Origin of the sequence: Zobellella aerophila, from assembly GCF_039539325.1 — a bacterium.
In the GTDB taxonomy this organism is placed as follows: Bacteria; Pseudomonadota; Gammaproteobacteria; order Enterobacterales; family Aeromonadaceae; genus Oceanimonas; species Oceanimonas aerophila.
Genome location: NZ_BAABCX010000002.1, coordinates 759,195 through 784,031 on the forward strand (window position 1 = coordinate 759,195; position 24,837 = coordinate 784,031).

The 24,837-nt window shown below is 56.4% G+C and carries 33 protein-coding genes; 13 read left to right on the forward strand and 20 right to left on the reverse strand.

Features of this window, described 5'->3' with window-relative positions:
• Window positions 1–136: 136 nt before the first annotated feature.
• The 13 genes from ABD806_RS11140 to zapE form a co-directional block, all read right to left on the reverse strand.
• Window positions 137–751, reverse strand: coding sequence for a TetR/AcrR family transcriptional regulator (locus ABD806_RS11140; protein ID WP_344957902.1), 615 nt, complete (start codon window positions 749–751; stop codon window positions 137–139).
• A 182-nt stretch (window positions 752–933) separates the two neighbouring features.
• Entirely contained in the window at window positions 934–1,392 is a 459-nt protein-coding gene (locus tag ABD806_RS11145) for a methylglyoxal synthase (protein ID WP_344957903.1), read from the reverse strand.
• Window positions 1,393–1,507: 115 nt separating this feature from the next.
• Window positions 1,508–1,984 carry a bacterioferritin gene (gene bfr / locus ABD806_RS11150; RefSeq protein ID WP_344957904.1) on the reverse strand — a complete coding sequence of 159 codons (477 nt, stop codon included), beginning with the start codon at window positions 1,982–1,984 and terminating at the stop codon, window positions 1,508–1,510.
• A gap of 67 nt (window positions 1,985–2,051) precedes the next feature.
• The gene (locus ABD806_RS11155; protein WP_344957905.1) at window positions 2,052–2,243 is read right to left on the reverse strand and encodes a (2Fe-2S)-binding protein; all 192 of its coding nucleotides are present in this window, start codon (window positions 2,241–2,243) and stop codon (window positions 2,052–2,054) included.
• Between the two features lie 68 nt (window positions 2,244–2,311).
• A complete protein-coding gene (locus ABD806_RS11160; RefSeq protein ID WP_344957906.1) occupies window positions 2,312–2,752 on the reverse strand; it encodes a protein tyrosine phosphatase family protein in 441 nt (146 codons plus the stop codon).
• Between the two features lie 161 nt (window positions 2,753–2,913).
• Window positions 2,914–3,348: a ClpXP protease specificity-enhancing factor gene (locus ABD806_RS11165; protein ID WP_344957908.1), complete on the reverse strand. Its 435-nt coding sequence runs from the start codon at window positions 3,346–3,348 to the stop codon at window positions 2,914–2,916.
• A gap of 3 nt (window positions 3,349–3,351) precedes the next feature.
• Window positions 3,352–3,981 carry a stringent starvation protein SspA gene (gene sspA / locus ABD806_RS11170; RefSeq protein ID WP_116474407.1) on the reverse strand — a complete coding sequence of 210 codons (630 nt, stop codon included), beginning with the start codon at window positions 3,979–3,981 and terminating at the stop codon, window positions 3,352–3,354.
• 88 nt (window positions 3,982–4,069) lie between these two features.
• Complete coding sequence (locus ABD806_RS11175; protein WP_344957911.1) at window positions 4,070–4,804, reverse strand: cytochrome c1; 735 nt, start codon at window positions 4,802–4,804, stop codon at window positions 4,070–4,072.
• Window positions 4,801–6,018 (reverse strand): cytochrome b, encoded by a 1,218-nt coding sequence (locus ABD806_RS11180; RefSeq protein WP_344957914.1) that lies wholly within the window; start codon window positions 6,016–6,018, stop codon window positions 4,801–4,803. The genes ABD806_RS11175 and ABD806_RS11180 overlap by 4 nt, the downstream gene beginning before the upstream one ends.
• A gap of 2 nt (window positions 6,019–6,020) precedes the next feature.
• Window positions 6,021–6,611 (reverse strand): ubiquinol-cytochrome c reductase iron-sulfur subunit, encoded by a 591-nt coding sequence (gene petA / locus ABD806_RS11185; RefSeq protein ID WP_344957916.1) that lies wholly within the window; start codon window positions 6,609–6,611, stop codon window positions 6,021–6,023.
• A gap of 281 nt (window positions 6,612–6,892) precedes the next feature.
• Entirely contained in the window at window positions 6,893–7,285 is a 393-nt protein-coding gene (gene rpsI, locus ABD806_RS11190) for a 30S ribosomal protein S9 (protein WP_116474411.1), read from the reverse strand.
• A 16-nt stretch (window positions 7,286–7,301) separates the two neighbouring features.
• A complete protein-coding gene (rplM, locus tag ABD806_RS11195; RefSeq protein WP_344957921.1) occupies window positions 7,302–7,730 on the reverse strand; it encodes a 50S ribosomal protein L13 in 429 nt (142 codons plus the stop codon).
• 251 nt (window positions 7,731–7,981) lie between these two features.
• Window positions 7,982–9,076 (reverse strand): cell division protein ZapE, encoded by a 1,095-nt coding sequence (gene zapE, locus ABD806_RS11200; protein WP_344957924.1) that lies wholly within the window; start codon window positions 9,074–9,076, stop codon window positions 7,982–7,984.
• A 212-nt stretch (window positions 9,077–9,288) separates the two neighbouring features.
• Between zapE and ABD806_RS11205 the strand changes: the two genes are divergently transcribed.
• A complete protein-coding gene (locus ABD806_RS11205) occupies window positions 9,289–10,650 on the forward strand; it encodes a Do family serine endopeptidase (protein WP_344957927.1) in 1,362 nt (453 codons plus the stop codon).
• Window positions 10,651–10,750: 100 nt separating this feature from the next.
• Entirely contained in the window at window positions 10,751–11,854 is a 1,104-nt protein-coding gene (gene degS / locus ABD806_RS11210) for an outer membrane-stress sensor serine endopeptidase DegS (protein WP_344957929.1), read from the forward strand.
• A 62-nt stretch (window positions 11,855–11,916) separates the two neighbouring features.
• Here the strand turns inward: degS and murA are convergent, their stop codons facing one another.
• Genes murA through mlaF form a run of 7 tightly spaced genes read right to left on the reverse strand, consistent with a single transcriptional unit; the run spans window position 11,917 to window position 16,419 of the window.
• Window positions 11,917–13,173 (reverse strand): UDP-N-acetylglucosamine 1-carboxyvinyltransferase, encoded by a 1,257-nt coding sequence (gene murA, locus ABD806_RS11215; RefSeq protein WP_344957931.1) that lies wholly within the window; start codon window positions 13,171–13,173, stop codon window positions 11,917–11,919.
• 11 nt (window positions 13,174–13,184) lie between these two features.
• On the reverse strand, window positions 13,185–13,445 hold the full coding sequence (locus ABD806_RS11220) for a BolA family protein (RefSeq protein WP_344957933.1): 261 nt from the start codon (window positions 13,443–13,445) through the stop codon (window positions 13,185–13,187).
• On the reverse strand, window positions 13,432–13,716 hold the full coding sequence (locus ABD806_RS11225; RefSeq protein WP_344957936.1) for an STAS domain-containing protein: 285 nt from the start codon (window positions 13,714–13,716) through the stop codon (window positions 13,432–13,434). The genes ABD806_RS11220 and ABD806_RS11225 overlap by 14 nt, the downstream gene beginning before the upstream one ends.
• Window positions 13,713–14,345, reverse strand: a complete 633-nt coding sequence (mlaC, locus tag ABD806_RS11230; protein ID WP_344957938.1) for a phospholipid-binding protein MlaC — start codon at window positions 14,343–14,345, stop codon at window positions 13,713–13,715. Before mlaC ends, ABD806_RS11225 begins: the two co-directional genes overlap by 4 nt.
• 24 nt (window positions 14,346–14,369) lie before the next feature.
• Window positions 14,370–14,843 carry an outer membrane lipid asymmetry maintenance protein MlaD gene (mlaD, locus tag ABD806_RS11235; RefSeq protein WP_344957940.1) on the reverse strand — a complete coding sequence of 158 codons (474 nt, stop codon included), beginning with the start codon at window positions 14,841–14,843 and terminating at the stop codon, window positions 14,370–14,372.
• 6 nt (window positions 14,844–14,849) lie between these two features.
• Window positions 14,850–15,629 carry a lipid asymmetry maintenance ABC transporter permease subunit MlaE gene (gene mlaE / locus ABD806_RS11240; protein ID WP_344957942.1) on the reverse strand — a complete coding sequence of 260 codons (780 nt, stop codon included), beginning with the start codon at window positions 15,627–15,629 and terminating at the stop codon, window positions 14,850–14,852.
• Window positions 15,619–16,419: a phospholipid ABC transporter ATP-binding protein MlaF gene (gene mlaF, locus ABD806_RS11245; protein ID WP_344957944.1), complete on the reverse strand. Its 801-nt coding sequence runs from the start codon at window positions 16,417–16,419 to the stop codon at window positions 15,619–15,621. Before mlaF ends, mlaE begins: the two co-directional genes overlap by 11 nt.
• Before the next feature lie 204 nt (window positions 16,420–16,623).
• Here mlaF and ABD806_RS11250 point away from each other — a divergent pair, with 204 nt between their 5' ends.
• From ABD806_RS11250 to mgtE, 11 genes are read left to right on the forward strand one after another with little or no spacing between them, the layout of a single operon-like run.
• On the forward strand, window positions 16,624–17,598 hold the full coding sequence (locus ABD806_RS11250; RefSeq protein ID WP_344957946.1) for a KpsF/GutQ family sugar-phosphate isomerase: 975 nt from the start codon (window positions 16,624–16,626) through the stop codon (window positions 17,596–17,598).
• Window positions 17,598–18,149, forward strand: a complete 552-nt coding sequence (kdsC, locus tag ABD806_RS11255) for a 3-deoxy-manno-octulosonate-8-phosphatase KdsC (RefSeq protein WP_344957948.1) — start codon at window positions 17,598–17,600, stop codon at window positions 18,147–18,149. The genes ABD806_RS11250 and kdsC overlap by 1 nt, the downstream gene beginning before the upstream one ends.
• The gene (lptC, locus tag ABD806_RS11260) at window positions 18,146–18,691 is read left to right on the forward strand and encodes an LPS export ABC transporter periplasmic protein LptC (RefSeq protein ID WP_344957951.1); all 546 of its coding nucleotides are present in this window, start codon (window positions 18,146–18,148) and stop codon (window positions 18,689–18,691) included. The genes kdsC and lptC overlap by 4 nt, the downstream gene beginning before the upstream one ends.
• Window positions 18,663–19,193 (forward strand): lipopolysaccharide transport periplasmic protein LptA, encoded by a 531-nt coding sequence (lptA, locus tag ABD806_RS11265; protein ID WP_344957953.1) that lies wholly within the window; start codon window positions 18,663–18,665, stop codon window positions 19,191–19,193. Before lptC ends, lptA begins: the two co-directional genes overlap by 29 nt.
• A 3-nt stretch (window positions 19,194–19,196) precedes the next feature.
• On the forward strand, window positions 19,197–19,922 hold the full coding sequence (gene lptB / locus ABD806_RS11270) for an LPS export ABC transporter ATP-binding protein (protein ID WP_344957955.1): 726 nt from the start codon (window positions 19,197–19,199) through the stop codon (window positions 19,920–19,922).
• Between the two features lie 53 nt (window positions 19,923–19,975).
• Window positions 19,976–21,409 carry an RNA polymerase factor sigma-54 gene (locus ABD806_RS11275; RefSeq protein ID WP_344957957.1) on the forward strand — a complete coding sequence of 478 codons (1,434 nt, stop codon included), beginning with the start codon at window positions 19,976–19,978 and terminating at the stop codon, window positions 21,407–21,409.
• A gap of 23 nt (window positions 21,410–21,432) precedes the next feature.
• The gene (gene hpf / locus ABD806_RS11280; protein WP_344957958.1) at window positions 21,433–21,720 is read left to right on the forward strand and encodes a ribosome hibernation promoting factor; all 288 of its coding nucleotides are present in this window, start codon (window positions 21,433–21,435) and stop codon (window positions 21,718–21,720) included.
• A 2-nt stretch (window positions 21,721–21,722) separates the two neighbouring features.
• Window positions 21,723–22,169 (forward strand): PTS IIA-like nitrogen regulatory protein PtsN, encoded by a 447-nt coding sequence (gene ptsN / locus ABD806_RS11285; RefSeq protein ID WP_344957960.1) that lies wholly within the window; start codon window positions 21,723–21,725, stop codon window positions 22,167–22,169.
• 9 nt (window positions 22,170–22,178) lie between these two features.
• A complete protein-coding gene (gene rapZ, locus ABD806_RS11290; RefSeq protein ID WP_344957962.1) occupies window positions 22,179–23,045 on the forward strand; it encodes an RNase adapter RapZ in 867 nt (288 codons plus the stop codon).
• Window positions 23,032–23,307: an HPr family phosphocarrier protein gene (locus tag ABD806_RS11295; protein WP_116474432.1), complete on the forward strand. Its 276-nt coding sequence runs from the start codon at window positions 23,032–23,034 to the stop codon at window positions 23,305–23,307. Before rapZ ends, ABD806_RS11295 begins: the two co-directional genes overlap by 14 nt.
• Window positions 23,308–23,355: 48 nt before the next feature.
• Complete coding sequence (mgtE, locus tag ABD806_RS11300; protein ID WP_344957964.1) at window positions 23,356–24,717, forward strand: magnesium transporter; 1,362 nt, start codon at window positions 23,356–23,358, stop codon at window positions 24,715–24,717.
• Window positions 24,718–24,837 lie beyond the last annotated feature (120 nt).

Below are 24,837 nucleotides of genomic sequence, written 5' to 3' on the forward strand. Positions count from 1 at the left end.
CTTCGGGGCAAGCCGCGCACCGCGCAGTTTGCTGGGCCCAAATCAACGGTAAGCAACGCCATAGCGAGGCGGCACAGCTCTTCGGGTCGCGTCCCATTGAAACGGCGACGACATCATCAACAATAGCGGGGCACCCCTAACCCACCGCCTTGACGGCACACCCCTGGATCACCAGCCGGGTGATCAGGGTTGCCGCCTGTTCAAAATCCTGTTCGTCAAGCTCTTCCTTGCCCAGAGTCATGGTGATCTGCCAGTTGAAATCCGCATAGGTCTGGGTAGAGGCCCAGATGGCAAACAACAGATGCTTGGGATCGACCCTGTCCATCAACCCCTGCTCCATCCACTCGGATAAGCGAGAAGTCAATATCCGGGTTTGTGCCGTCAGTCGTGCGACTATGTCTGAGGGCAGGTGGGGGGCGCCATGCATGATTTCGTTGGCAAAGACCTTTGAGGCATAAGGGTAGTCCTTTGAAATCAATAGCTTGGTTCTTATATAGGCGGTCAGTGCCCGTACCGGATCCGAATACTCTACCAGAGGCTCGGAAGCCGCCAACAAGGGCTCGACCATACTTTCCAATACCGCCCGATAGAGCTTTTCCTTGCTGCCGAAATAATAATAAATATTGGGTTTGGGCAGTTCGGCCAAATCAGCAATCGCCGCTGTTTTGGTCGCCGCATAGCCATATTCAGCAAAGATACGACTGGCGGCGCGGATGATCTTTTCTTCGTTCTTGGCTCGGATACGAGACATACTGAGGCTGGGCTCCAAAGGGTTCAACGTAAATCAGTTGAGTATAACAACTACGGGATCCCGCAAATATAGTTATAAAGAAAGCGTTCTGAACGCCTAATCCCCGATGCGCTAGTCAGTGACTGTGGCTATCCAGACGCCTGCCACACCTATCCGGTGCAAAAAGTGGGCAGGCGGCAGGCTTATTTCGTCCTCTCCTGGATATAGCCTTCATAGTCAGGGATCTTAATGCCGAAGCTTCGGGTCATTTGCGCACTGTCCATCAACATATCCGCGGTGGAAACGTTGGTCGCCACCGGGATGTTCCAGACCGTAGCCAACCGCAGCAGGGCTTTTACATCCGGATCATGGGGGACCGCATTGAGCGGATCCCAGAAAAAGATCAACACATCGATCTTGCCCTCCGCGATCATCGCCCCCAGCTGCTGATCCCCCCCCATGGGACCGGACATCAGGCAGCGCACCGGCAACCCGACTTTGCGGCTTAGCATGGTGCCGGTGGTGCCGGTGGCATAAAGATGATGCAGCTTCAGCTCTTCACAACGGCTCGACACCCATGCAAGCAGTTGCTCTTTTTTATGATCATGGGCGACCAGGGCGACATGTTTATGGGGCGGCAGGACTCGTTCTATTTCTTTCATCTATCTCTTCCTTTAAATAAAGTGCCTCCATGTTAGCCCAAAGTCATGGACAATAAGCAGCCCAAAAACAGAAAAAGCCCCTTACGGGGCTAATTACTCGGCGAATTCGGCAGCATCAATCTTCGTCTACAAACTGGGCCTGCTGGTAGCTCTGGAGGCCGACCCTGTCGATCAGGCCAAGCTGGGTTTCCAGCCAGTCTACATGCTCTTCTTCCTCATCCAGTATCTCGTTGAGCAGGTCACGACTGACATAATCACGGATAGTTTCCGCATAGGCGATAGCTTCTTTCAGGTCGGGAATACCGTCCATCTCGAGGGACAGGTCGGCCTTGAGCATTTCGAGGGTATCTTCGCCGATGCGCAGCCGCCCAAGATCTTGCAGGTTGGGAATACCTTCGAGGAACAGGATGCGTTCAATGATCTTGTCCGCATGATTCATCTCATCGATGGACTCATGATATTCCTTATCGGCCAGATGCTTGAGTCCCCAGTCCTTGTACATCCTGGCATGCAGGAAGTACTGGTTGATGGCCACCAGCTCATTACCCAGCACCTTATTCAGGTGCGTAATAATCTTGGGATCCCCTTTCATACAAGACGACTCCTATCTTTACAATGTGTTGTAAAGATAGTTCAGGGATCGGAATTGTAAAGCCGACTCAGGCCACTTCGTAGTACTGGCAAACCTTGGCATTTTCCTCGGCCAGGATCGCCATCGCCACCGGCACGCACTTACCGCACTGGGAACTCACCCCCAGCTCACGTTTCAACTGTTTGAATTCCGTCTTGCCTTCGGCAATCGCGGCCCTCAGCTGTCGCTCGGTAATGCCCTTGCAAAGACACACATACATCAACGCATCCTCCAAATTCGCTGCGTTAAATCTAAATGATAGTGGTTATCAATGCAAGTTCCCTTTGGCTATAAATTACCCTTTTTGTGATGCTGATAAATGCCCTGCAGCCGCGCCTCACTCCCCTGCAGATCATAGCCGGCCTGCCTGCCCAGCTGAAGCAGGGTGGCGGGCGGGGTATGCTTGGCCTGTGACAAAGACCAGAGAGTAATTGAGCGGGTACCGGAACGGCAGAAAGCCAAGGTGCGGGTGGCGGTCGCCAAAGCCTGCTGAAACTGAACGATCGCCTCTTCGGTAAAATTACCGGAGCTTATCGGGATCCAATGCCAGTCAAAGCCCATTAACCGGGCAGACTCGGCCAGCTGTGCTGCCGTGGGCTGATCCGCGGCTTCATGATCGGGGCGATTGCAGATCAGGGTAGTGAAGCCCCTGGTTTTCAACTCGGCCAGATCGGCCGGGGTAATTTGATCTGCGACGGCAAAATCAGCCGTGACCTGTCGAAGCTCCATAGGCAACCTTGATACGAAATGTGAGTAGGCGAGAGAGCGCAGTTCACGCTGTCCCCGGATCACATAGTGGACCGCCCTCACCATAAGGTCAATATCTGGGCCGGTCAGCATATATCCGCCCGGCCCCATCAAATAAAAACGCAGCCAGTCGGCTGCGTTGGTTATTTAACGATCGACAGGGAAGGCCTGCCTTTCTTGGGCGGCGGGACTGGCTCCTTCATGTCAGGAGCCGGAGTTGTCTCTTCGTTTTCCATTTCCGCCAGCCAGGCTTCATAGGCCGGTTCAGGTGGGAAAAAGGTACCGGCACCGTTTTCCCGGGCCTGAACTGCAATCACCGCCGCCATGGGCACATAAACCTGAAACGGCGAGCCGCCGAAGCGGGCATTGAAACTGACCGCATCATTATCCATCAGCAGCCCCACCACGGCGGACGGCGAAATGCTCAGTACTATCTGGCCGTCCTGTACGTACTGCCGCGGCACCTGGGTATGAGGCACATCGGCATTGACCAGCAGATGAGGGGTCAGCTCATTGTCCAGCAGCCAGTCATAAAAGGCGCGCAGCAGATAGGGGCGGCTGGGAGTCAGGTTGTCCATCACTTACACCTTGCCGCCGATATCGCGCTCGGCTTCAGTCAACGCCGCCTGAAAAGAATCACGCTCAAACAGGCGGATCATATAGGCTTTCAGCTCTTTGGCACCCCGGCCGGACAGTTCTATTCCCAGTGACGGCAATCGCCACAGCAGGGGGGCCATATAGCAATCCACCAGGCTGAACTCCTCGCTCATAAAGTAAGGGTATTCGGCGAACACAGGGGCGATGGCCAGCAAGGCCTCACGCAGCTCCTTACGAGCCTCATCCGCCTTGTCGTTACGCTGAATGCGGCTGACCAGGGAATACCAGTCCTGCTCGATACGGTGCATCATCAGCCTGCTCGAACCCCGCGCCACCGGATAGACCGGCATCAGCGGCGGATGAGGGAAACGCTCATCCAGATATTCCATGATGATACGAGATTCGTATAACACCAGTTCCCTGTCTACCAGGGTTGGAACCGTGCCGTAGGGGTTCAGCTCGAGCATATCTTCAGGCAGGTTATCGAGCTCTACCTGGCTGATCTCCACACTGACCCCTTTTTCCGCCAGAACGATACGCGCCTGATGACTGTAAATATCGTCAGCACCCGAAAACAGCGTCATTACCGAACGCTTATTGGCCGCAACTGCCATTGAATCCTCCGCAAATCATAAATAGGAACGGCAATGGAAGCATATTACCCCCATTGCCGCTCCCCTGTTTAGCTTAGACGATGTCTAATCAGTGTATGTCACGCCAGTATTCTTTCTTCAGCAAATAGGCAAAGACAAAGAAGATGGCCAGGAAACCCAGCACCCAGTAACCCAGGCGCTGACGTTCCAGCTTCATCGGCTCGCCGGAGTAAACCAGGAAGTTGACGATATCCAGCACGGCACCATCGAATTCCTCGGTGGTCATTTCGCCATTACCATCTGAGGTAATGCCGACCGGTGTTTGTACTTCATGGCCGTCTACGGTACGGGATACGGTTTCCAGACGCGGCGTCCCCTGCAGTGGCTCCAGAACATGGGGCATACCCACGGACGGGAACACCAGGTTGTTGACACCGAAGGGGCGGCTGTCATCCGCATAGAAGGAGCGCAGATAGGTATAGAGCCAGTCTGCACCGCGAACCCGGGCTACCAGGGTCAGATCGGGAGGCGGCGCACCAAACCAGCTGGCGGCACCTTTCTCCGGGATGGAATTTTCCATCAGCGACCCCACGGGTACCCCGGTAAAGTTCAGGTTGGCCTGCATGATGTCTTCTGGAATGTCCAGATCCTGGGCAACCCGGTTATAACGCTGGTACTGGGTGCTATGGCAGCCTGAGCAGTAGTTCATAAACAGCTTGGCACCATTCTGCAGTGACGCCTTGTCACTCAGATCGTACTCGGCCTTGTCCAGATGGACATTGCCGCCCGCAGCCATTGCCAGCGCCGGTAAAAAGGCAAATACAGCGATGATTAACTTCTTCATTTGAATGTAACCCTCTCTGGCAGCGGCTTGGTTTTCTCGTTTTTGCTGTAGAAGAACAACAGCACGAAGAAGGCGAAATAGCCGAACGAAGTAACCTGGGCCAGCAGTGTCAACACCGGCGTGGACGGCAGCGCACCGAGCACACCCAGAATGATGAAACAGATCACGAACTGCACTATGTTCAGCAGGTGCAGCTTGCTGCGGTAGCGGAACGAACGCACCTTGCAGCGATCCAGCCAGGGCAGCACGAACAGCACGGCAATCGACAGGCCCATCAGGATAACGCCCATCAGCTTGTCGGGTACCGCCCGCAGGATGGCGTAGAAGGGGGTAAAATACCACACGGGGGCGATATGCTCAGGCGTCTTCAGGCCATTGGCCGCTTCGAAGTTCGGCGCTTCCAGGAAGTAACCGCCGCCTTCCGGCATAAAGAAGATCACGAAGGCGAAGAAGAACAGGAAGCCGGCCACTCCGACTATGTCTTTCACGCTGTAATAGGGGTGGAAAGGAATGGCATCTTTCGGCCAGCCATTCTCATCCTTGTTCTTCTTGATGTCGATGCCGTCGGGATTGTTGGAACCGACTTCATGCAGGGCCACAATGTGCAGGAACACCAGGATCACCAGCACCAACGGCAAGGCAATCACGTGCAGGGCGAAGAAGCGGGTCAGGGTGGCACCGGAAATGACGTAGTCACCGCGGATCCACAGGGTCAGGTCATCGCCGATCACCGGAATGGCGCCGAACAGCGAGATGATAACCTGGGCCCCCCAGAACGACATCTGTCCCCAGGGCAGCAGATAGCCCATGAAGGCTTCGGCCATCAATACTAGGAAGATCAGCATGCCGAACAGCCACAGCAGTTCGCGGGGCTTCTGGTAAGAGCCGTAAATCAGGCCGCGGAACATGTGCAGGTAAACCACCACGAAGAAGGCGGATGCGCCTGTGCTGTGCATATAACGCAGCAGCCAGCCGTATTCGACATCGCGCATGATGTATTCGATGGAGGCGAAGGCACCCTCACCGGACGGATTGTAGTTCATGGTCAGCCAGATACCGGTCAGGATCTGATTGACCAGCACCAGCATGGCGAGGGAGCCAAAAAAGTACCAGAAGTTGAAGTTTTTCGGCGCAGGATACTGACCTACATGCTTGTTGTAGGTCGCCGTCATTGGAATGCGCTCGTCAATCCAGTTTACGAGTTTACCTAACATGATTAGGCTCCTTCCTTGTCGGCACCGACCAGCACAGTGGTGTCATTGACATAGTAGTAGGGGGGGATGACCAGGTTCAGCGGTGCAGGCACACCCTGGAATACCCGTCCGGCCATATCAAACTTGGAACCATGACAGGGGCAGAAGAACCCGGAGCTGACGCCCTGCACCTGCTCACCGAAGCTGTCCGGCAAATAGGTAGGTGAACAACCCAGGTGGGTACACAGGCCAACGGCTACAAATATCTCCGGTTTAACGGAGCGGTAGGCGTTTTGTGCATATTCCGGCTGCTGTGGTTCATCAGAATTAGGGTCACGCAGCTGGTTATCGTGCTGGGGCAAGGCATCCAGCAGTTCCTGGGGGCGGCGTACGACCCACACTGGTTTACCTCGCCATTCAACCCGGATCAACTGACCGGATTCCATCTTGCTGATGTCTACCTCTACCGGGGCCCCGGCCGCTTTCGCCTTGGCACTGGGATTCCAGGACTTGATAAAAGGCACTGCGGCAAAAGCAGCTCCAACCCCACCCACGACTGTGGTTGACCAGGTCAGAAATCTGCGGCGACCGGTATCAACTGGCGCATTGCTCATCCAAAAACTCTCCCATTTGGTCTCCGCACGTTTATTTTACGTTCCATGCATTAATACAGCTTGTGACAACTGCGGCGGATATTATGGTTTCAACTGCCACAAAAAAACCCCGGAATTCTAAAGAAAAGCGCGGTCTTTTACAAGGATACGAAAAGTCTTAAAATCTATTATTTATCAACATAAATCCATTAAAAACAAAAACTTGCAAAAATATCCTTATATTCATCCGGATACAAAAAAGCCCGGAAACCCGGGCTTTGAATACAAGTTTGCAATCCCAATTAACGCTTGGAGAACTGGGGACGCTTACGCGCTTTGTGCAGACCGACTTTCTTACGTTCAACGCGACGAGCGTCACGAGTCACGAAGCCAGCCTTACGCAGCGAACCGCGCAGAGTTTCATCGTATTGCATCAGGGCACGGGTAATGCCGTGACGGATAGCGCCGGCCTGACCGGAAATGCCACCACCGGCGACGGTGATGTACAAGTCCAGCTTCTCAGTCATCTCGACCAGCTCCAGCGGCTGACGCACGACCATGCGTGCAGTTTCGCGGCCGAAGTATTGGTCCAGAGAACGCTTGTTGATAACGATGTTACCGCTGCCCGGCTTTACGAATACGCGCGCAGTAGAGCTTTTGCGACGACCGGTACCGTAGTATTGAGTTTCTGCCATTTGCCTGAATCCCGTATTAGATGTCTAGTACTTGTGGTTGTTGTGCCGCATGGTTGTGCTGGCTGCCCGCGAAAACTTTCATTTTACGGAACATGGCACGACCCAAAGGACCACGGGGAAGCATGCCGCGAACGGCAGACTCGATAACCATCTCGGGCTTGCGTGCGATCAGCTTCTCGAAGCTGATGGACTTGATGCCACCGGGGAAACCGGAGTGAGAATAGTAAATCTTGCCTTCGGCTTTATTGCCGGTTACCTGAATCTTCTCGGCATTGATAACAACGATATAATCGCCACAGTCAACGTGCGGAGTGAATTCCGGCTTGTGCTTACCGCGCAGACGGCGAGCAATCTCGGTGGCCAGACGACCCAGAGTTTTGCCCTCTGCATCAACAACATACCAGTCACGCTTTACGGTTTCTGGCTTAGCAACAAAAGTTTTCATGGATGAACCCAAATTACTGAAAATGAATCCTACACTTGCGCACCATGCGCAAAACACGACCAGACCTGAACCCCTTCGAGTACCTGTCTGCTTACTGTGATGTCATCTTATCGATGACTGTGTAACGTGGGCCGAGCGATTATAGGTAAAGTTGCCTTAAAAATCACCTGCTAATTTCAGTGCCCTTGAAATTAGCCGGCTCGCCCGCCCCTCCCCGTGACCATGCCCAGATCACGGGCGGCATATTGTGACTAAGGAAGGTGCTCTCTGGCAAGATATTCGTGGGATTGCATTTCGGTCAGCCGCGACAAGCAGCGCTTGAACTCGAAATTCAGCCGGCCCAAATCGTAAAGTTGCTCCATCGGCACTGCGGCAGAGATGATCAGCTTGACGTGCCGTTCATAAAATTCATCGGTCATGGCGATAAAGCGACGGGCCGCGTCATCCGTGTCCCGCCCCATGGGCGTCACATTGGCCAGCAGCACCGTATGGTAGCAACGGGCCAGTTCGATATAATCCAGCTGGGAGCGCGGCGTGCAACACAGTTGCTGAAAGTCGATATAGAGGACACCGTCCCCTTCCGCCAGCGTCTTCAGCTGCCTGTGGTTGATTTCGATCTCGCTCCCCCAGCGTCCCGGCTCGTTGGTCAGGCGGGCGAAATACTGCTCCAGGTTCACCTTGGCCTGGGCATCCAGGGGATAATGATAGATCTCGGCCTGTTCCAGGGTACGCAAGCGATAGTCCACCCCGGAGTCGACATTGACCACCTGACAATGTTCCTTGATAAGCGCGATCGCCGGCAGGAAGCGGGCCCGCTGCAGGCCGTTGCGATAAAGCTCATCGGGCGGGATATTGGAAGTCGCCACCAAAATGACCCCATGACCGAACAGATACTGGAACAGGGTGCCCAGCATCATGGCATCGGTAATATCGGAAACGAAAAACTCGTCGAAGCAGATCACCCGGGCATCCCGGGCCAGCCGCTCGGCCACCACCTTGAGCGGGTCGGGCTGGCCCTTCAGGGTTTTCAGCTCATCATGGACCCGCACCATAAAACGGTGAAAATGCACCCTGAGCTTGTTATCGAAGGGCAGGCAGTCATAAAAGGTATCGACCAGATAGGTCTTTCCCCGGCCGACCCCCCCCCAAAAATACAGCCCCTGGATCCGGGGGGGTTGGTACTGCTGACCGGTCAGGCGCTGCCACAAACTCAGTTTGGGCTCTTCCTGGGGTGCCATCAGCTCATCGAACAGCCGTTGCAGATGAGCAACGGCACTGGCCTGGGCCGGATCACTGACAAAATCGGTACGCTGCAGGTCGGCCTGGTATTTTTTACTTGGGTTCATTACGTTAAGTTAAAACGGCACGGAGGCATTCAGTGTAAATGCCCCTTCCCTGCCGTCGCAAGCCCCTTGGCATACAAGGGCTTGATATTGGGCATAAATAACGCAATTAATGTGATAACCAAGTTAATGACGGGCGCACGGGAACTCTTACCGTTGCGTTCAGGTCACATTGAACAATTCCGGCATGTCCGACAATTAGCTAGGAGTATTAGATGAATCGTCGTCTCCCTCTGTTTTCAGCCCTGGCATTGAGCCTGGGGTTGGTTGCGAATCTTCCTGCGGCACAAGCCGCCTTGCCCTTTGGACTGGGCTCCGACGTCACCAGCCTGGCACCCATGATTGAGCAGGTCAGTCCGGGCGTGGTCAATATCTCCGTCTCCGGCAGCAAGGTCAGCCGCCAGAGCCTGCCCGAGCCATTTCGCTTTTTCTTCGGCCCCAACGGCCCCGATGCCCAGCTGCAGGAGCGTCCCTTCCAGGCATTGGGCTCCGGGGTCATCATAGATGCCGAGAAAGGCCATGTGATCACCAACTATCATGTGGTGGATGACGCCGACAAAATCCTGATCACCCTGATCGACGGCCAGGAATATGAAGCCAAATTGATTGGCGCCGATAAGCAGTCGGACATCGCCCTGTTGCAGGTGGATGCCAAAAACCTGGTGGAAGTCAAGTTTGCCGACTCCGACACCCTGCGGGTCGGTGATTTCGCCGTCGCCATCGGCAACCCCTTCGGCCTGGGACAGACAGTCACCTCCGGTATCGTCAGCGCCCTCGGTCGCTCGGGGCTGAACGTCGAGAACCTGGAGAACTTTATTCAGACCGATGCCGCCATCAACTCGGGCAATTCGGGCGGAGCCCTGCTCGATCTGGAGGGTAACCTCATCGGCATGAATACCGCGATCCTCGGGCCGGGCGGCGGCAATATCGGCATCGGCTTTGCGATCCCTTCCAATATGGTAAGGAACCTGGTCGATCAGATAGTGGAATTCGGTGAAGTGCGCCGCGGTGTGCTCGGCGTCATGGGCGGCGAGCTGACCACTGAGCTGGCACGGACCTTCGGCTATCGCAGCCAGCATGGCGCCTTCGTCAGCCAGGTGCTGGAACATTCGGCGGCCGATCTGGCCGGACTCAAGGCGGGGGACATTATCGTCAGCCTGGACGGCAAGCCCATCCGCTCCTTCGGTGAGTTGCGGGCCAAGGTGGCGACCATGGGCGCGGATAAAACCGTCTCCCTGGGCGTATTCAGGGACGGCAAAGAAACCAAGGTTGATGTCACCCTGACCAAGGCGGACGATGATCATGTGCTGGCCGGCAGCCTGCACGACTCCCTTAACGGTGCCAGCCTCGCCAATACCAGTCAGGATGATCCTATCCCGGGGGTCAAAATCAACGAGGTCAATGCCCGCTCCGCCGCTGCCTCGGCAGGTCTGGAAACAGGCGATATCATTATCGGAGTCAATCGTCAGCGGGTGCGCTCCCTGCATGACCTGCGTCAGATTATTCAGAGCAAGCCGGAGGTCATCGCCCTCAATATCCAGCGTGGCAACTCATCCATCTACCTGGTGCTGAGGTAACTAAGTAGTTGATGTCATTGGGAGTCTGTTAGATGTATAGACTCCCAATCGAACACCTTTGTGTTATGCTGTCTGGATACTCTGGTAACGGCAGTTCCAAATGCGGCTTCCACAATCCCTTATCTACCTGCTCCAGGCGGTCGCCATCGGCTTAGTGGCGGCGGCAGCCCTGTTGGTGTTGTTCCCCCAGCTCCGCACCCAATCCTTCGAACACTGGTGGCGCACCGAACAGGTGGGGGTCGCCAGCTTTGCCTATGCCGCCAACCGGGCCGGTCCCGCCGTCGTCAATATCTATACCCGCAGCTTCCAGCAGGCCTCTACCGACGCCCAAACCGAGGTCAGATCCACCGGCCTGGGTTCAGGGGTCATCATGGCGGAACAAGGCTATATCCTGACCAATTATCATGTCATCGCCTCCGCCGATCAGGTCATAGTGGCGCTGCAGGATGGCCGTATCATAGCCGCGGAAATCATCGGCTTTGATGTCCCAACCGACCTGGCGGTGTTGCATATAGAGGCCGAGCAACTGCCGGTGATCCCCCTGGATCCCGGACTCAACCCCAAGGTCGGCGATATCGTGCTGGCCATCGGCAATCCCTATAACGTCGGCCAAACCATTACCCAGGGCATTATCAGCGCCACCGGCCGCAGCGGCCTGTCCAGCATGGGACCGGACAGTAACGGTCGCCAGGATCTGCTGCAAACCGATGCGGCGATCAACGAAGGGAACTCGGGTGGCGCCTTGGTTAATGTCTATGGTGAACTGGTCGGCATCAATACCGCCTCTTTCCAGAGTGTCGCGCATCAGGAAAGCTACGGTATTAACTTCGCCATTCCCTATCGCCTGGCCCACAGGATAATGCACCAGCTGATCACCAATGGCCGGGTGATCCGGGGATATCTCGGCATAGGGGGCACGGACATTGTGCCGGTGATGGCGCAACTGCTCAACCTGGGTGGCCGCTCGGGCATTTACGTTGAGGGTATCACTCCGGGTGGCCCGGCCGAACAGGCCGGGATATTGGCCGGCGATGTATTGCTGGAAATCGATGCGCAGCCGATCACCAATGTCCGTCACGCCATGGACATGATCGCCGAGGTACGCCCGGGAACAGAAATCAAAATCAGCCTGCTGAGGGCGGGTGAGGTGCTAGTATTGCCGGTGATGATCGAGGAAGACAACCGCTTTCAGCCTGCCCGATGAACAAAGTGGGGAGTGGGGAGTGGAACTTCACCAGTCCCTGATCCCCAACCCCTGTCTTCTCGTTACGCCTTGATACGCTCTATATTGCCGCCCAGGCCGGACAGCTTGGCCTCTATCTCTTCGTAACCCCGGTCGATGTGGTAAATACGATCAACCGTGGTCACCCCCTCGGCCACGAAGCCGGCAATCACCAGGCTGGCAGAAGCGCGCAGATCAGTGGCCATCACGGTGGCGCCGGTCAGCTGCTCGGTATCGCCGCAAATCGCCATGTTGCCGCTCAGTTCTATATGTGCACCCATCCGATTCAGTTCGGGCACATGCATGAAGCGGTTTTCAAAAATAGTCTCGGTGATATGGCCCACCCCTTTGGCAACCGCGTTGAGCACGGTAAACTGGGCCTGCATATCGGTAGGAAAGGCGGGATAAGGCGCGGTCTTGATATCCACCGGCTTCAGTACCCGGTTGGTCATATCCAGGCGGATCCAATCTTTGCCGGTTTCGATCAGGCCGCCGGCATCTTTCAGCTTGACCAGCACCGCTTCCAGCAGGCGGGGATCAGTGTTGCGGCAGGTGATATCACCGCCGGTGATCGCCGCTCCCACCAGAAAAGTTCCGGTTTCGATCCGATCCGGTTGAATGCTGTAGGCCCCGCCGTGCAGCCGTTCGACCCCATCGATGATCAGGGTATCCTGACCTATCCCCTGGATCCTGGCCCCCAGGGTGTTGAGGAAGTTGGCCAGATCCACCACCTCCGGCTCCCGGGCCGCATTTTCGATGATGGTGCGGCCTTCCGCCAGCACGGCGGCCATCATCAGGTTTTCGGTCCCAGTGACGCTGACCATATCCATCAGGATATGGGCTCCCTGCAGGCGACCGTCGACCCGTGCCTTGATATAACCGTCTTCGACCCTGATCTGCGCCCCCATCTGCTCCAGGCCGTGAATATGCAGGTTCACCGGCCGGGCGCCGATGGCGCAACCGCCGGGCAGGGACACATCCGCTTCGCCAAAACGGGCGACCAGGGGTCCCAGCGCCAAGATCGAGGCACGCATGGTGCGCACCAGCTCATAGGGAGCGATATGGCTGTTGACCGGCCCCGACAACAGGGTGACATCACCGTTGGCCACGACATTCACGCCCATGGTGGCCAGCAGCTGCAGGGTGGTATCCACATCCTTCAGCTTGGGCACATTGGACAGCTGCACCGCCTCATCGCATAGCAGGGTGCCGAACAGGATAGGCAGCGCCGCATTCTTGGCACCGGAAATTCTGACTTCGCCACTCAAGCGGCAAGGCCCCTGGATCTTGAACTTATCCATTTCGGCTCCTATCAGGACGGCATAATAAATTTACGCTCCCGAGCCCATTGCTCGGGAGTAAAGGTTTTCACACTCAGGGCATGAATGGCATTCTGGGCGATCAACTCCGCCAGCGGGCCATTGATCGCCTGTTGCCGCTTGACCCGGCTCATGTCGGCAAACTCGGCCGACACCGCAATCACTTCGAAGTGACTGCCTTCACTCTTAATATAGAGCTCATCCAGGGGCAGGGCCTGCCGCAGTAACCGCTCGACTTCGTTATTCAGATCCATTTTGGCTCCCAGGATTGTTGGGTACCAGCGCAAACAATTGGCTGACACCATATAAATGAGCAAGTGAATGAAAGGCCGCCGGCGGCGACCTCAGTTCCAATGTTTTATCCGTCTCCGCCAGGACCTGACTCCACTGCACCAGGAAGGCCAGCCCTACCGAATCCATCTGTGTCACCTGGCTTAAATCGGCATCGGCCGCCCCGAAGTACTGTTGCCGTTCGGACCAATACTTGGGCAGCTCCGCCTTAGTCAAGGGACGCGTCAGCTTCATTGGGTATATTCCACAGGGGTGACCGGCTTTTGGGTGAGTTCGTTCAATTGCCGGATGACATCGTCAATACCCTGTTGGCGGATCAGCCCGCTGAGTTCGGATTGCTTGGCCGACAACAGGCTCACGCCCTCGGCTATCATGTCGAATACCTTCCATTCGCCGGTGCGGCTGTTTTTGCGCAACTTGAACTCCAGCAGGATCGCCGGCTTGTTCGGTTCAAGCACCGACACCGGCACGGACACCAGCTTCTCCTGCCCCGTCACCCGGCCTTTGCCGATGTCCAGGGTCTGCTGACTATAACTGGCCAGGGCATCCGCATAGGTGACCACCAGGTAATCGCTGAAGGCCGCGACAAAGCGCTCCCGCTGCTCGGGGGTGGTGCTGTTCAACTGCTTGCCCATCACCCGGAAGGCCGAGAAACGTACGTCCACCCAGGGCAACATTTCTTCTCGTACTATGGTACGTAAATGGGCGGGGTTGCGCTTGATCTCGGTTTGCTGCCGGTTCAGCCGCTCAAAGGTACTCTGCGCCACCTGATCGACCAGCACATAGGGATCGGTAGCGGCCTGAGTCACCGGTCCCCAGATCAGCCCCAGCAACAACAGAAAGGACATCAATAATTTCTTCATAGTCACCTCATCGTTACCCATGGTTTAGTTATCGCCGATGGAATAGATAAACTTGCCGATCAGTTCTTCCAGGATCAGCGCCGACTGGGTGTCGGCTATGGTATCGCCATCGGCCAGCACGCCGATACCCATTTCCTCATCGGCAAAACCCGGATTCAACCCCAGATACTGTTCTCCCAACAGCCCGGAGGTCAAAATCGTGGCGGTACTGCTTTCGGCAAACTGTCCCACCTCTTTATTGAGCGTCAGGGTAACCAGGGGCACCTGATCCTGTGGATCCAGGCTGATGCCACTGACCCGTCCGACAACCACACCGCCAACCTTGACCGGAGAACGCACCTTCAGGCCGCCGATATTGTCAAACTTGGCATACAGGGTATAGGTTTCTCCCTGGCCATTGCTGGTCAGCCCCGCCACTTTGAAGGCCAGCAGCAGCAGGGCGCCGATACCTGCCAGCATAAAGCAGCCGACACTGAATTCCAGTTTGCTGTATTTCATTATTTATTACCCAAACATGACGGCGGTGAGGATAAAATCGGATCCCAACACGGCCAAAGATGAATGAACCACTGTCCTGGTGGTGCCCTGACTGATGCCCGCCGCCGTCGGCTCGGCATCGATCCCGTTGAAAAGTGCAATCCAGGTCACCAACAGGGCAAATACCAGACTCTTAATAAAACCCTGTACCACATCCTCTTGCCAGTCGACCGCCGCCTGCATGCCGGACCAGAACTCGCCCTGGTCAACCCCCAGCCAGTCTACCCCGACCAGCTTGGCGCCCCAGATACCCACCAGGCTGAACATAAAGGCCAGCAATGGCATGCTGAGCAGTCCGGCCCAAAACCGGGGGGCAACCACCCGCCGCAACGGATCTATGCCCATCATTTCCAGGCTGGACAGCTGTTCGGTGGCTTTCATCAGGCCCAGTTCGGCGGTCAGCGCAGAACCGGCCCGCCCGGCGAACAGCAGCGCAGTCACCACGGGCCCCAGCTCACGCAGCAAAGACAAGGAGACCAGGGGCCCCAGGCTGCCTTCGGCGCCAAAATCCACCAGTACATTGTACCCCTGTAGTGCCAACACCATACCGATAAACAGGCCGGACACCAGGATAATGGCAACCGACTGCACCCCCACCACATGCAGTTGCTGGATCAACAGGGGGAAGTGCTTTCTTAGCTGGGGTCGCCCCACCAGGGCATGCATCAGCATGAAGCCGGCCCGCCCCAGGGCGATGATGGCTGCCATGCCCTTCTGCCCCAGGCCACCGATCATATCAATCAACATATCGAAATGACTCTCTTAAGTCTGGTGCAGGGTAATGGAAAGGAACGGGGCCATCGGCCTCTCCCCGCAAAAACTGGATCACTTGGGGATCCTTATGCTCACGCAGCTGCGCCGGAGTACCGGCCGCGACCACCTTTTTGTTGGCGATGATGTAGGCATAGTCGGCGATGCTCATCACCTCGGACACATCATGGGTCACCACTATCGAGGTCAGTCCCTGGGCACGGTTCAGCTCGGCAATCAACTTGACCAGTACCCCCATGCTGATGGGGTCCTGACCGGCGAATGGCTCATCATACATGATCAGCTCGGGATCCTGGGCGATGGCCCGGGCCAGAGCCGCCCGCCGGGCCATACCGCCGGACAACTCGGCCGGAAATAGGCCGGCGGCGCCGCGCAGACCGACCGCCTCCAGTTTCATCATCACCAGGGTATGGATCAGCGCCTCCGGCAAGCCACTGTGCTCACGCAGGGGAAACGCCACATTGTCGAATACCGACATGCCGGTGAACAGGGCGCCGCTTTGAAACAACATACCCATGCGTTGTCTTACCTGATACAGGTGGCTACGGGACAAGGTCGCTATATTTTCGCCGTCAAACAGTATCTTACCGCTGTCGGGCTTGAGCTGGCCGCCGATCAGCCGCAGCAGGGTGGTTTTACCTATGCCGCTGGGTCCCATGATGGCCGTGATCTTGCCTTGGGGGACGCGTACGTTGATCCGGTCGTACAGCACCCTGTCGCCATGGCTGAAGCAGAGGTCCTGTATCTCGACAAGGCCGTTGTCCAAACTCAATTCCTCATAAAAAAGAAAGAATTGTATGGGTAAGCTCGGCACTCGGCAACCAAGGCCATGATTTTTCCTGTTATCCTGCGGCAACTAATGACCCTGTGGTCTGACAAATACCGATAAAACACCGCTTCCGTCCTCGTCACGGTCGCTTATGGGCACAAGCTTTTCTATAATGGCGCCGCCAACGGTGTGGAGAAAACTATGTCTTCTGGATTTGATTATCGAACAACGGCCCGACGGGTTCTGGATATTGAAAAGGCCGCCATAGATGGCCTTTATCAATATTTGGATGATGCCTTCGATCAGGCCTGTGCCCTGATGTTTAACTGTAGTGGCAAGGTGATTGTCACCGGCATGGGCAAATCCGGCCACATTGCCAATAAGATAGCCGCCACCCTTGCCAGCACCGGCACGCCCGCCTTTTTTGTCCACCCCGGTGAAGCCAGCCACGGAGATCTGGGGATGATAGGCGAACAGGATGTGATCATCGCCCTCTCCAACTCGGGTGAAAGCGACGAAATACTGTCCCTGCTGCCGGTACTCAAGCGCCGTGGCCTGCCGCTGGTCTGCATCACCGGCAATCCCGGCTCCACCATGGCTAAGGAAGCCAATATCCACCTCTGTGCCCGGGTAGAACAGGAAGCCTGCCCCCTCGGCCTGGCACCCACTTCCAGCACCACGGCGGCGCTGGTACTGGGTGACGCCCTGGCGGTTGCCCTGCTGGAAGCCCGCGGTTTTACCGCCGATGATTTTGCCTTGAGCCACCCGGGTGGCGCCTTGGGCAAGCGGCTGTTACTGCGGGTCGCCGATATTATGCACAAGGGAGACAGGGTGCCCAGGGTTGGTCCCCAGACCCTGATTATAGAGGCATTGCTGGAGATAGGCCGTACCGGTCTGGGTTTTACCGCCGTGGTGGACGAACATCAGCAACTGATGGGCGTCTATACTGATGGGGACCTGCGCCGCACCCTGGATCATTGCATCGATGTTCACCAGACCCCCATTAGCCAGGTAATGACCCGTCACTCCATTACCGCCCATGCCGGCATGCTGGCGGCGGAGGCGGTCAAGCTGATGGAAGAAAAAGGCATCAGCGGGCTACTGGTGGTCGATGAGCACAACCGGCCGGTGGGCGCCTTCAATATGCATGACCTGTTACGGGCGGGAGTCATTTAATGGAACAGCAAACTCTCTATGGTCCTGTGGCCAACACCGTATGGAAACGTCTTGCCGACGTCGGCCTGCTGATTTGCGATGTCGACGGGGTACTTTCAGACGGAATGATCTATCTGGGCAATCAAGGGGAAGAATATAAAAGCTTCTGCACCAAGGATGGTTTCGGTATCAAGGCCCTGCTCAATGCCGGCATCCAGGTGGCGGTGATCACCGGTCGGGATTCCCGCATCGTCAGTGAACGTATGGCTTCCCTCGGGGTTCGCCATGTGTACCAAGGCCAGGGCGACAAGTGGCACAGCTACCAGGCGCTGTTGGGTACCCTCAAACTGATGCCAAGCCAGGTGGCCTATATCGGCGATGATGTGGTCGACCTGCCGGTGATGCGGGACTGCAGCCTGGGGGTAGCGGTCAAGGATGCCCATCCTCTGGTCCTGCGGGATGCGGATTATATTACCCGTGTGGCGGGTGGATTCGGTGCCGTGCGCGAACTTTGCGATCTTATCCTCGCGGCTCAGGGCAAACTGGAGCAAGCCCAGGGCATGAGCGTATGAACCGGCAGACTTGGCTGTTTGCCGTGCTGCTGCTGTTCGCCCTGGTATGCTGGCAATGGCTCAGGCCCGCGCCCCCCAACTCCGGCCAGGATCAGAATTATCAGCCGGACTTTATCGCCAAGGACCTGAGCAGCCTGCAATACAATAACCTGGGCCTACCCTACCGGGGAATGAATGCGGAGCATGCGGAATACTACGGAGGCCTGGCCATGACCCTGCTGGAAAAACCTGTTATCTTGCTCTATTCCCCCGATGGCCGGCCCCAATGGCAATTGAGTGGTGATGAAGGCATTATCAATACCGACGACAACGCCATCCTGAGAAAGTCGGTGCTGGGCCAAAGCCTGCAAAGTGAGGCTCTGATTGACACCATTTCAACCGAATACCTGGAAATGGACTTTGTGCATAATCAGCTACGCTCAAATCAGGCAGTGATGCTGCGCGGCCCCGGATACCATACCCAGGGCCAGGGCTTGCTGGGCAGACTCGAACAACAAACCGTGGAATTATTAAATGGCACCCAGGCAACTTATAACCCTTAGCGTCACCGGCCTGCTGGCGCTGTCGCTTAACCTGGCTCAGGCCAAGGAATCCGATTTCAGCCAACAGGTTACCATAGACGCCGGCCACCAGCTGGTCGAGCTCTCTGACGACAAAGTCACCTTCAGCGACAAGGTAGTGGTCAAACAGGGCAGCATCGATGTTCGCGCCGATAAGCTGGTGGTGATCCGCAATGCCGAGGGGCTACAGTCCATGACCGCCTACGGCGCACCCGCCACCTATTCCCAAACCCTGGAAAATGGCCAGCCGGTGCGTGCCGAGGCGCGGGAAATTCATTACGACATCAAAGCCCGCACTATCACCCTGTTACGGGATGCCAAACTGAAACAACGGGACAACACCGTCAGCGGCCACCGCATCCGTTATCATATCGACAGGCAGCAGATGGAAGCCGAAGGTCAGGGCCAGCAAGGCAGGGTCACTACCGTCTTCCTGCCGGAGCAGGTAGAAGACCTAGAGAATAATACGGGTAAACAGGACTGAGCCATGGCGATACTGAAAGCACGGGGTTTACAAAAAAGCTATAAGGGACGCCAGGTGGTGGCCGATGTCAGCCTGACCGTCAACACCGGCCAGGTGGTCGGCTTGCTGGGCCCCAACGGCGCGGGGAAAACCACTTCCTTCTATATGATAGTGGGCCTGGTACAACGGGATGCAGGCAGCATTACCATAGATGACCAGGATATCAGCCATCAGCCCATGCATGTCCGGGCTCAGTCCGGAATCGGCTATTTGCCCCAGGAAGCATCGATCTTCCGTCGCCTGAGTGTGGCCGATAACCTGATGGCGGTTTTGGAAACCCGTCAGGATCTGGACAGCCCGAGCCGTAACGAAAAAATGGAACAATTGCTGGAAGAATTCAATATCACCCATATCCGGGACAGCCTGGGCATGAGCCTGTCCGGTGGGGAACGTCGACGGGTAGAAATTGCCCGGGCCCTGGCGGCCGATCCCCGTTTTATTTTATTGGATGAACCCTTCGCCGGTGTCGATCCCATTTCGGTTATCGACATCAAAAAAGTCATACTGCACCTGCGCGACCGGGGGCTCGGTGTGCTGATCACCGACCATAATGTCAGGGAGACCCTGGATGTCTGCGAACGCGCCTATATTGTGAGCCACGGACACCGGATTGCCGCCGGCACCCCTGCCGAAATTTTGAGTAATGAGCAGGTGAAAAAAGTCTACCTGGGTGACCAGTTCAGCCTCTGAATCGGCTCCGCACGGCACAATCGCGGCATAATTAACAAGGACTTACCGAACAGATGAAGCCAACACTCCAGTTACGTCTGGGTCAGCAGTTAACCATGACTCCCCAGTTGCAACAAGCCATCCGGCTGTTGCAACTCTCCAGCCTGGAACTGCAGCAGGAGATCCAGCAAGCCCTGGAGGCCAACCCCTTGCTGGAGCAGGAAGAGCCGGACACCATTGAGGTTGCGGAGCCCCGCCAGGATGACCAGATGGCCACGGACACCGCCATGGAGCAGAGCAAGCTGTCCGACGAACTCCCCACCGACAGCCAGTGGGACGATGTCTACAGCGCTTCCACCAGCGGCCCTGGCCCTGCACCGGACGGGGCCGAGGATATGGTATACCAGGGTGAAACCACCGAGACCCTGCAGGATTACCTGCTTTGGCAGATGCAACTGACCCCCTTCAGCGACACCGATCAGGCCATCGCCACCACCATTATCGACGCCATCGACGAGGCCGGTTACCTGACCATAGGTATTCAGGATATCTGTGACGCGGTTGCCGGCGATGAGCTGGACATTGAGCCGGAAGAGGTCGAAGCTGTATTAAAAAGGATCCAGCATTTTGATCCCATCGGCGTTGCCGCTCGTTCGGTACAGGAGTGTTTGTTGATCCAGCTTGAGCGCTTCCCGCCCGACACCCCCTGGTTACCCCAGACCCGGGAAGTCATTACCCAGCATATGGACCTGCTCGGTAACCGGGACTATCGCACCCTGCAGCGCAAGGCCAAACTGAAGGAAGAGGAGCTGCGCGCCGTGCTGGCCCTGATCCAACAGCTCGAACCCAGGCCCGGCAACAGCGTTCTCCAGAGCAGCTCTGAATACGTGATCCCCGATCTGGTGGTGACCAAGCGTCAGGGGCTCTGGACGGCTGAGCTGAATGCGGATGCCATGCCCAAGGTTAGATTGAACCAAACCTATGCCGCCATGGCCAAACACACTAAGGACAGTCGGGATAGCCAGTTTATCCGCAGTCATCTGCAAGACGCCAAGTGGTTCATCAAGAGTCTTGAAAGCAGAAATGAGACCCTGCTCAAGGTTGCCAATTGTATTGTGGAACAACAACAGGCATTCTTTGAACAGGGAGAGGAAGCCATGAAGCCCATGGTGCTGAATCATGTGGCCGAAGCCGTGGAGATGCATGAATCAACCATCTCCCGGGTGACCACCCAGAAATTCCTGCATACCCCCAGGGGCGTGTTTGAGCTGAAGTACTTTTTCTCCAGCCATGTAGGAACCGACGATGGTGGTGAATGTTCCTCCACCGCAATTCGTGCCCTGATCAAGAAGCTGGTCAGTGCAGAAAATCCGGCCAAGCCATTAAGCGACAGCAAAATCGCACAGTTGCTGGCCGAACAGGGGATACAAGTGGCCCGTCGAACCATCGCAAAGTACCGCGAGTCTCTGGCCATCCCCCCTTCCAATCAGCGTAAACGCCTGGTTTAAGGCAGACCAAGAAGGAAGACGTTATGCAAATAAACCTGACTGGACACCATGTAGAAATCACCGATGCACTACGTGACTATGTGAATAGCAAATTTACCAAGTTGGAACGTCACTTCGATCATATTACCAATGCGCACGTCATCCTTAACGTGGAAAAATTACAACAGATTGCCGAGGCCAAGCTGAATGTCAGCGGCGGAGAAGTGTTCGCCAATGCCCAGCATGAAAACATGTATGCGGCTATCGACGGCTTGATCGACAAGCTGGATCGCCAGATCATCAAACACAAAGAGAAGCTCAAAAAAATATAACCATGGAAGTCGCCGATATATTAAGCAGGGACTGCACCCGCAGTGCAGTTCCTTGTACAAGCAAGAAACGCGCCCTGGAAATCATCAGCGAGCTGGCCGCCCAACATCTGAACATCAACAGCCAACAGCTTTTTGACTGCCTGCTGGCCCGGGAAAAAATGGGTACCACCGGCATAGGTAATGGTATCGCCATTCCCCATGGCCGTATCGGCAATGAAAATAAGGCGACGGCGGTACTGCTGACCTTTGCCGAGTCGGTGGAGTTCGATGCCATCGACAACCAGCCGGTAGGGCTGGTTTTTGCGCTGCTGGTGCCGGAACAAGAATGTAAACAACACCTGAAAACCTTGTCGCTTATCGCCGAAAAGCTCAGTAATAAGCAGGTTTGCAAACAACTACGCCAGGCCACCAGCGACGATGAATTGTACCAAATCATGATTTCTGCCTGAGGAGCTGGTATGCAACTGGTTATCGTGAGTGGCCGCTCAGGCTCGGGTAAGACAGTCGCCCTGCGGGTACTGGAAGACCTAGGCTACTATTGCGTCGATAACCTGCCGGTTGAACTGCTGCCCGACCTGATCAACATGCGTCTGGCCCGTCCGGGTGAAGTGGCGGTTAGCATAGACGTGCGCAACCTGCCCGACAGCACCGAAAAGCTGGAGGCCTGTCTGGCCGAAATCAGATCGATGGCAGAGGTCAACCTCTCCAGTATTTTTATCGATGCGGAAAACAGCGTGCTGATCCGTCGTTTTGGCGACACCCGCCGTCTGCATCCCCTGTCCAGGGAGAGCCTGACTCTGGATGAAGCCATCCGGGAAGAAACCCACTTGCTTGCCCCCCTCTCTTCCGATGCGGATCTGCGCATCGATACCTCCAACCTGAGTATTCACGATCTGAGCGAGGTGATCCGTGAACGCGTGCTTGGCAAGAAGGAGCGCGAGCTAAACTGGGTATTCGAGTCGTTCGGTTATAAACACGGCGTCTCCAAGGATGCCGACTTTGTTTTTGACGCCCGTTTTCTACCCAACCCCCACTGGGTCGCCGAACTCAGGCCCTTTACCGGCAAGGATGAGCCGGTCGCCATCTATCTGGCCAGCCAACCCGAGGTGATGAAGTATCTGTGGCAGATAGAAAACCTGCTGCTCACCTGGATGCCTCATCTGGAACGCAATAACCGCAGCTATGTGACCGTCGCCATCGGTTGCACCGGCGGTCAGCACAGATCCGTCTACCTCGCCGAGCAGCTGGCGCAGTCCTTCAAAAGCATGGGAAAAAACGTGCAAGTCCGCCACCGTACATTGGAAAAACGCAATGCCGAAAATTGAACGGGATCTGGAAATCGTCAACAAACTGGGACTCCATGCCCGCGCCGCTGTTCAGCTGGTGCAATTAACGCAACAATTCGATGCCATCATCACCGTCTGCAATCAGGAAAAACAGGCCCCTGCCAACAGTGTCATGGGCCTGCTGATGTTGGAAACTGCCCAGGGCCATGCCATCCGGGTGGTAGTAGAAGGCCCGGAGGCCGAGGCGGCGATGGATGCCGTAGCCCGCCTGGTGGCAGATCGTTTTAACGAATCGGAATAAATAGGGTAAAATTCATATCCAATTGAATTCACCCACTAGGAGCCCCGGATGACTGAGCCCCTTGACCAGGAAAGGACAACGGATCAGCTGGAAACCATCGGCCGGGCCCTGGACAGCGGCATGTTCATCCATGTGCGGCGTATGCTGCAACAGATGCGTCCCGGCGACGTCGCCTGGCTGCTGGAATCCTCTCCCGCTCCCAGCCGTAAGGTCCTCTGGCAACTGGTCGACCCGGATGATTACGGCGAAATTCTGGAAGAGCTGTCGGAAGAAGTCCGGGACGGCATCATCCGGCTGATGGATCCGGAAAAGCTGGCCAACGCCCTGGAAGACATGGAGTCGGACGATCTGGCCTATGTGCTGCGAGATCTGCCCGAACGCCTGTATCGCCAGGTGCTGACCCAGATGGACGAGCAGGACCGGCTCAGGGCCGAGCAGGCCTTGTCCTACCCGGAAGACACCGCCGGCTCGATCATGAATACCGAATTCATCACCCTGCGAGCGGATGTCACCATCGACGTGGTGCTCCGCTACCTGCGCCTGCGCAACGAGTTGCCGGAAGGCACGGATACCCTCTATGTGGTGGACAAGGACAACCGCCTGCTGGGAGACATGTCACTCGCCAGCCTGGTGGTACAGGCTCCCGCCACCACGGTCGCCGAAGCCATGGATACCCAGGTCGAGGCCATCCCCCTGACCATGTCCGATGTCGAAGCCGCCAACCTGTTTGAGCGCCATGACTGGCTGTCGGCACCTGTGGTCGATGAGAACGGCATCCTGCTCGGCCGGATCACCATAGATGACGTGGTGGATATCATCAGGGAAGAAGGGGAGCACTCCATGATGGGCATGGCCAAAATGGACGTCGATGAAGACACCTTCGCTCCGGTACTGCCCAGCGCCAAACGCCGGACCATCTGGCTGACGGTGAATCTCTGCACCGCACTGATTGCAGCCAGTGTCTCCAACATGTTTGAAGCCACCCTCTCACAGCTGGCTACCCTGGCGATACTGATGACCATAGTCCCTTCCATGGGCGGCATCGCCGGCAACCAAACCCTGGCCCTGATGATCCGCGGCATGGCAGTCGGCCATATCAGTGACAGCAACGCCCGCTGGCTGCTGACCAAGGAAGCCCTGGTCGGCCTGATCAACGGCCTGATCTGGGCGCTGGCCATCGCCGTGGTGGTCAGCATCTGGAAAGACAGTATCGCCATCGGCCTGGTCATCGCAGCCGCCATGTTTATCAACCTGGCGGTGGCCGGCTTGGCCGGCGCTCTGATCCCGCTGGTGATGCGCCGCTTCAACATAGATCCCGCACTGGCCGGCTCCATGGCGCTGACCACCATTACCGATACCGTCGGCCTGTTGTCTTTCCTGGGACTGGCGACCCTGCTGCTGCTGAACTAATGCTTGGGACTTGGGACTTGGGACTTGGGACTTGGGACTTGGGACTTGGGACTTGGGACTTGGGACTTGGGAGCAGAGTTTGTCCTGCCAATCACCAATCACAAGTCCCTGATCACCGCC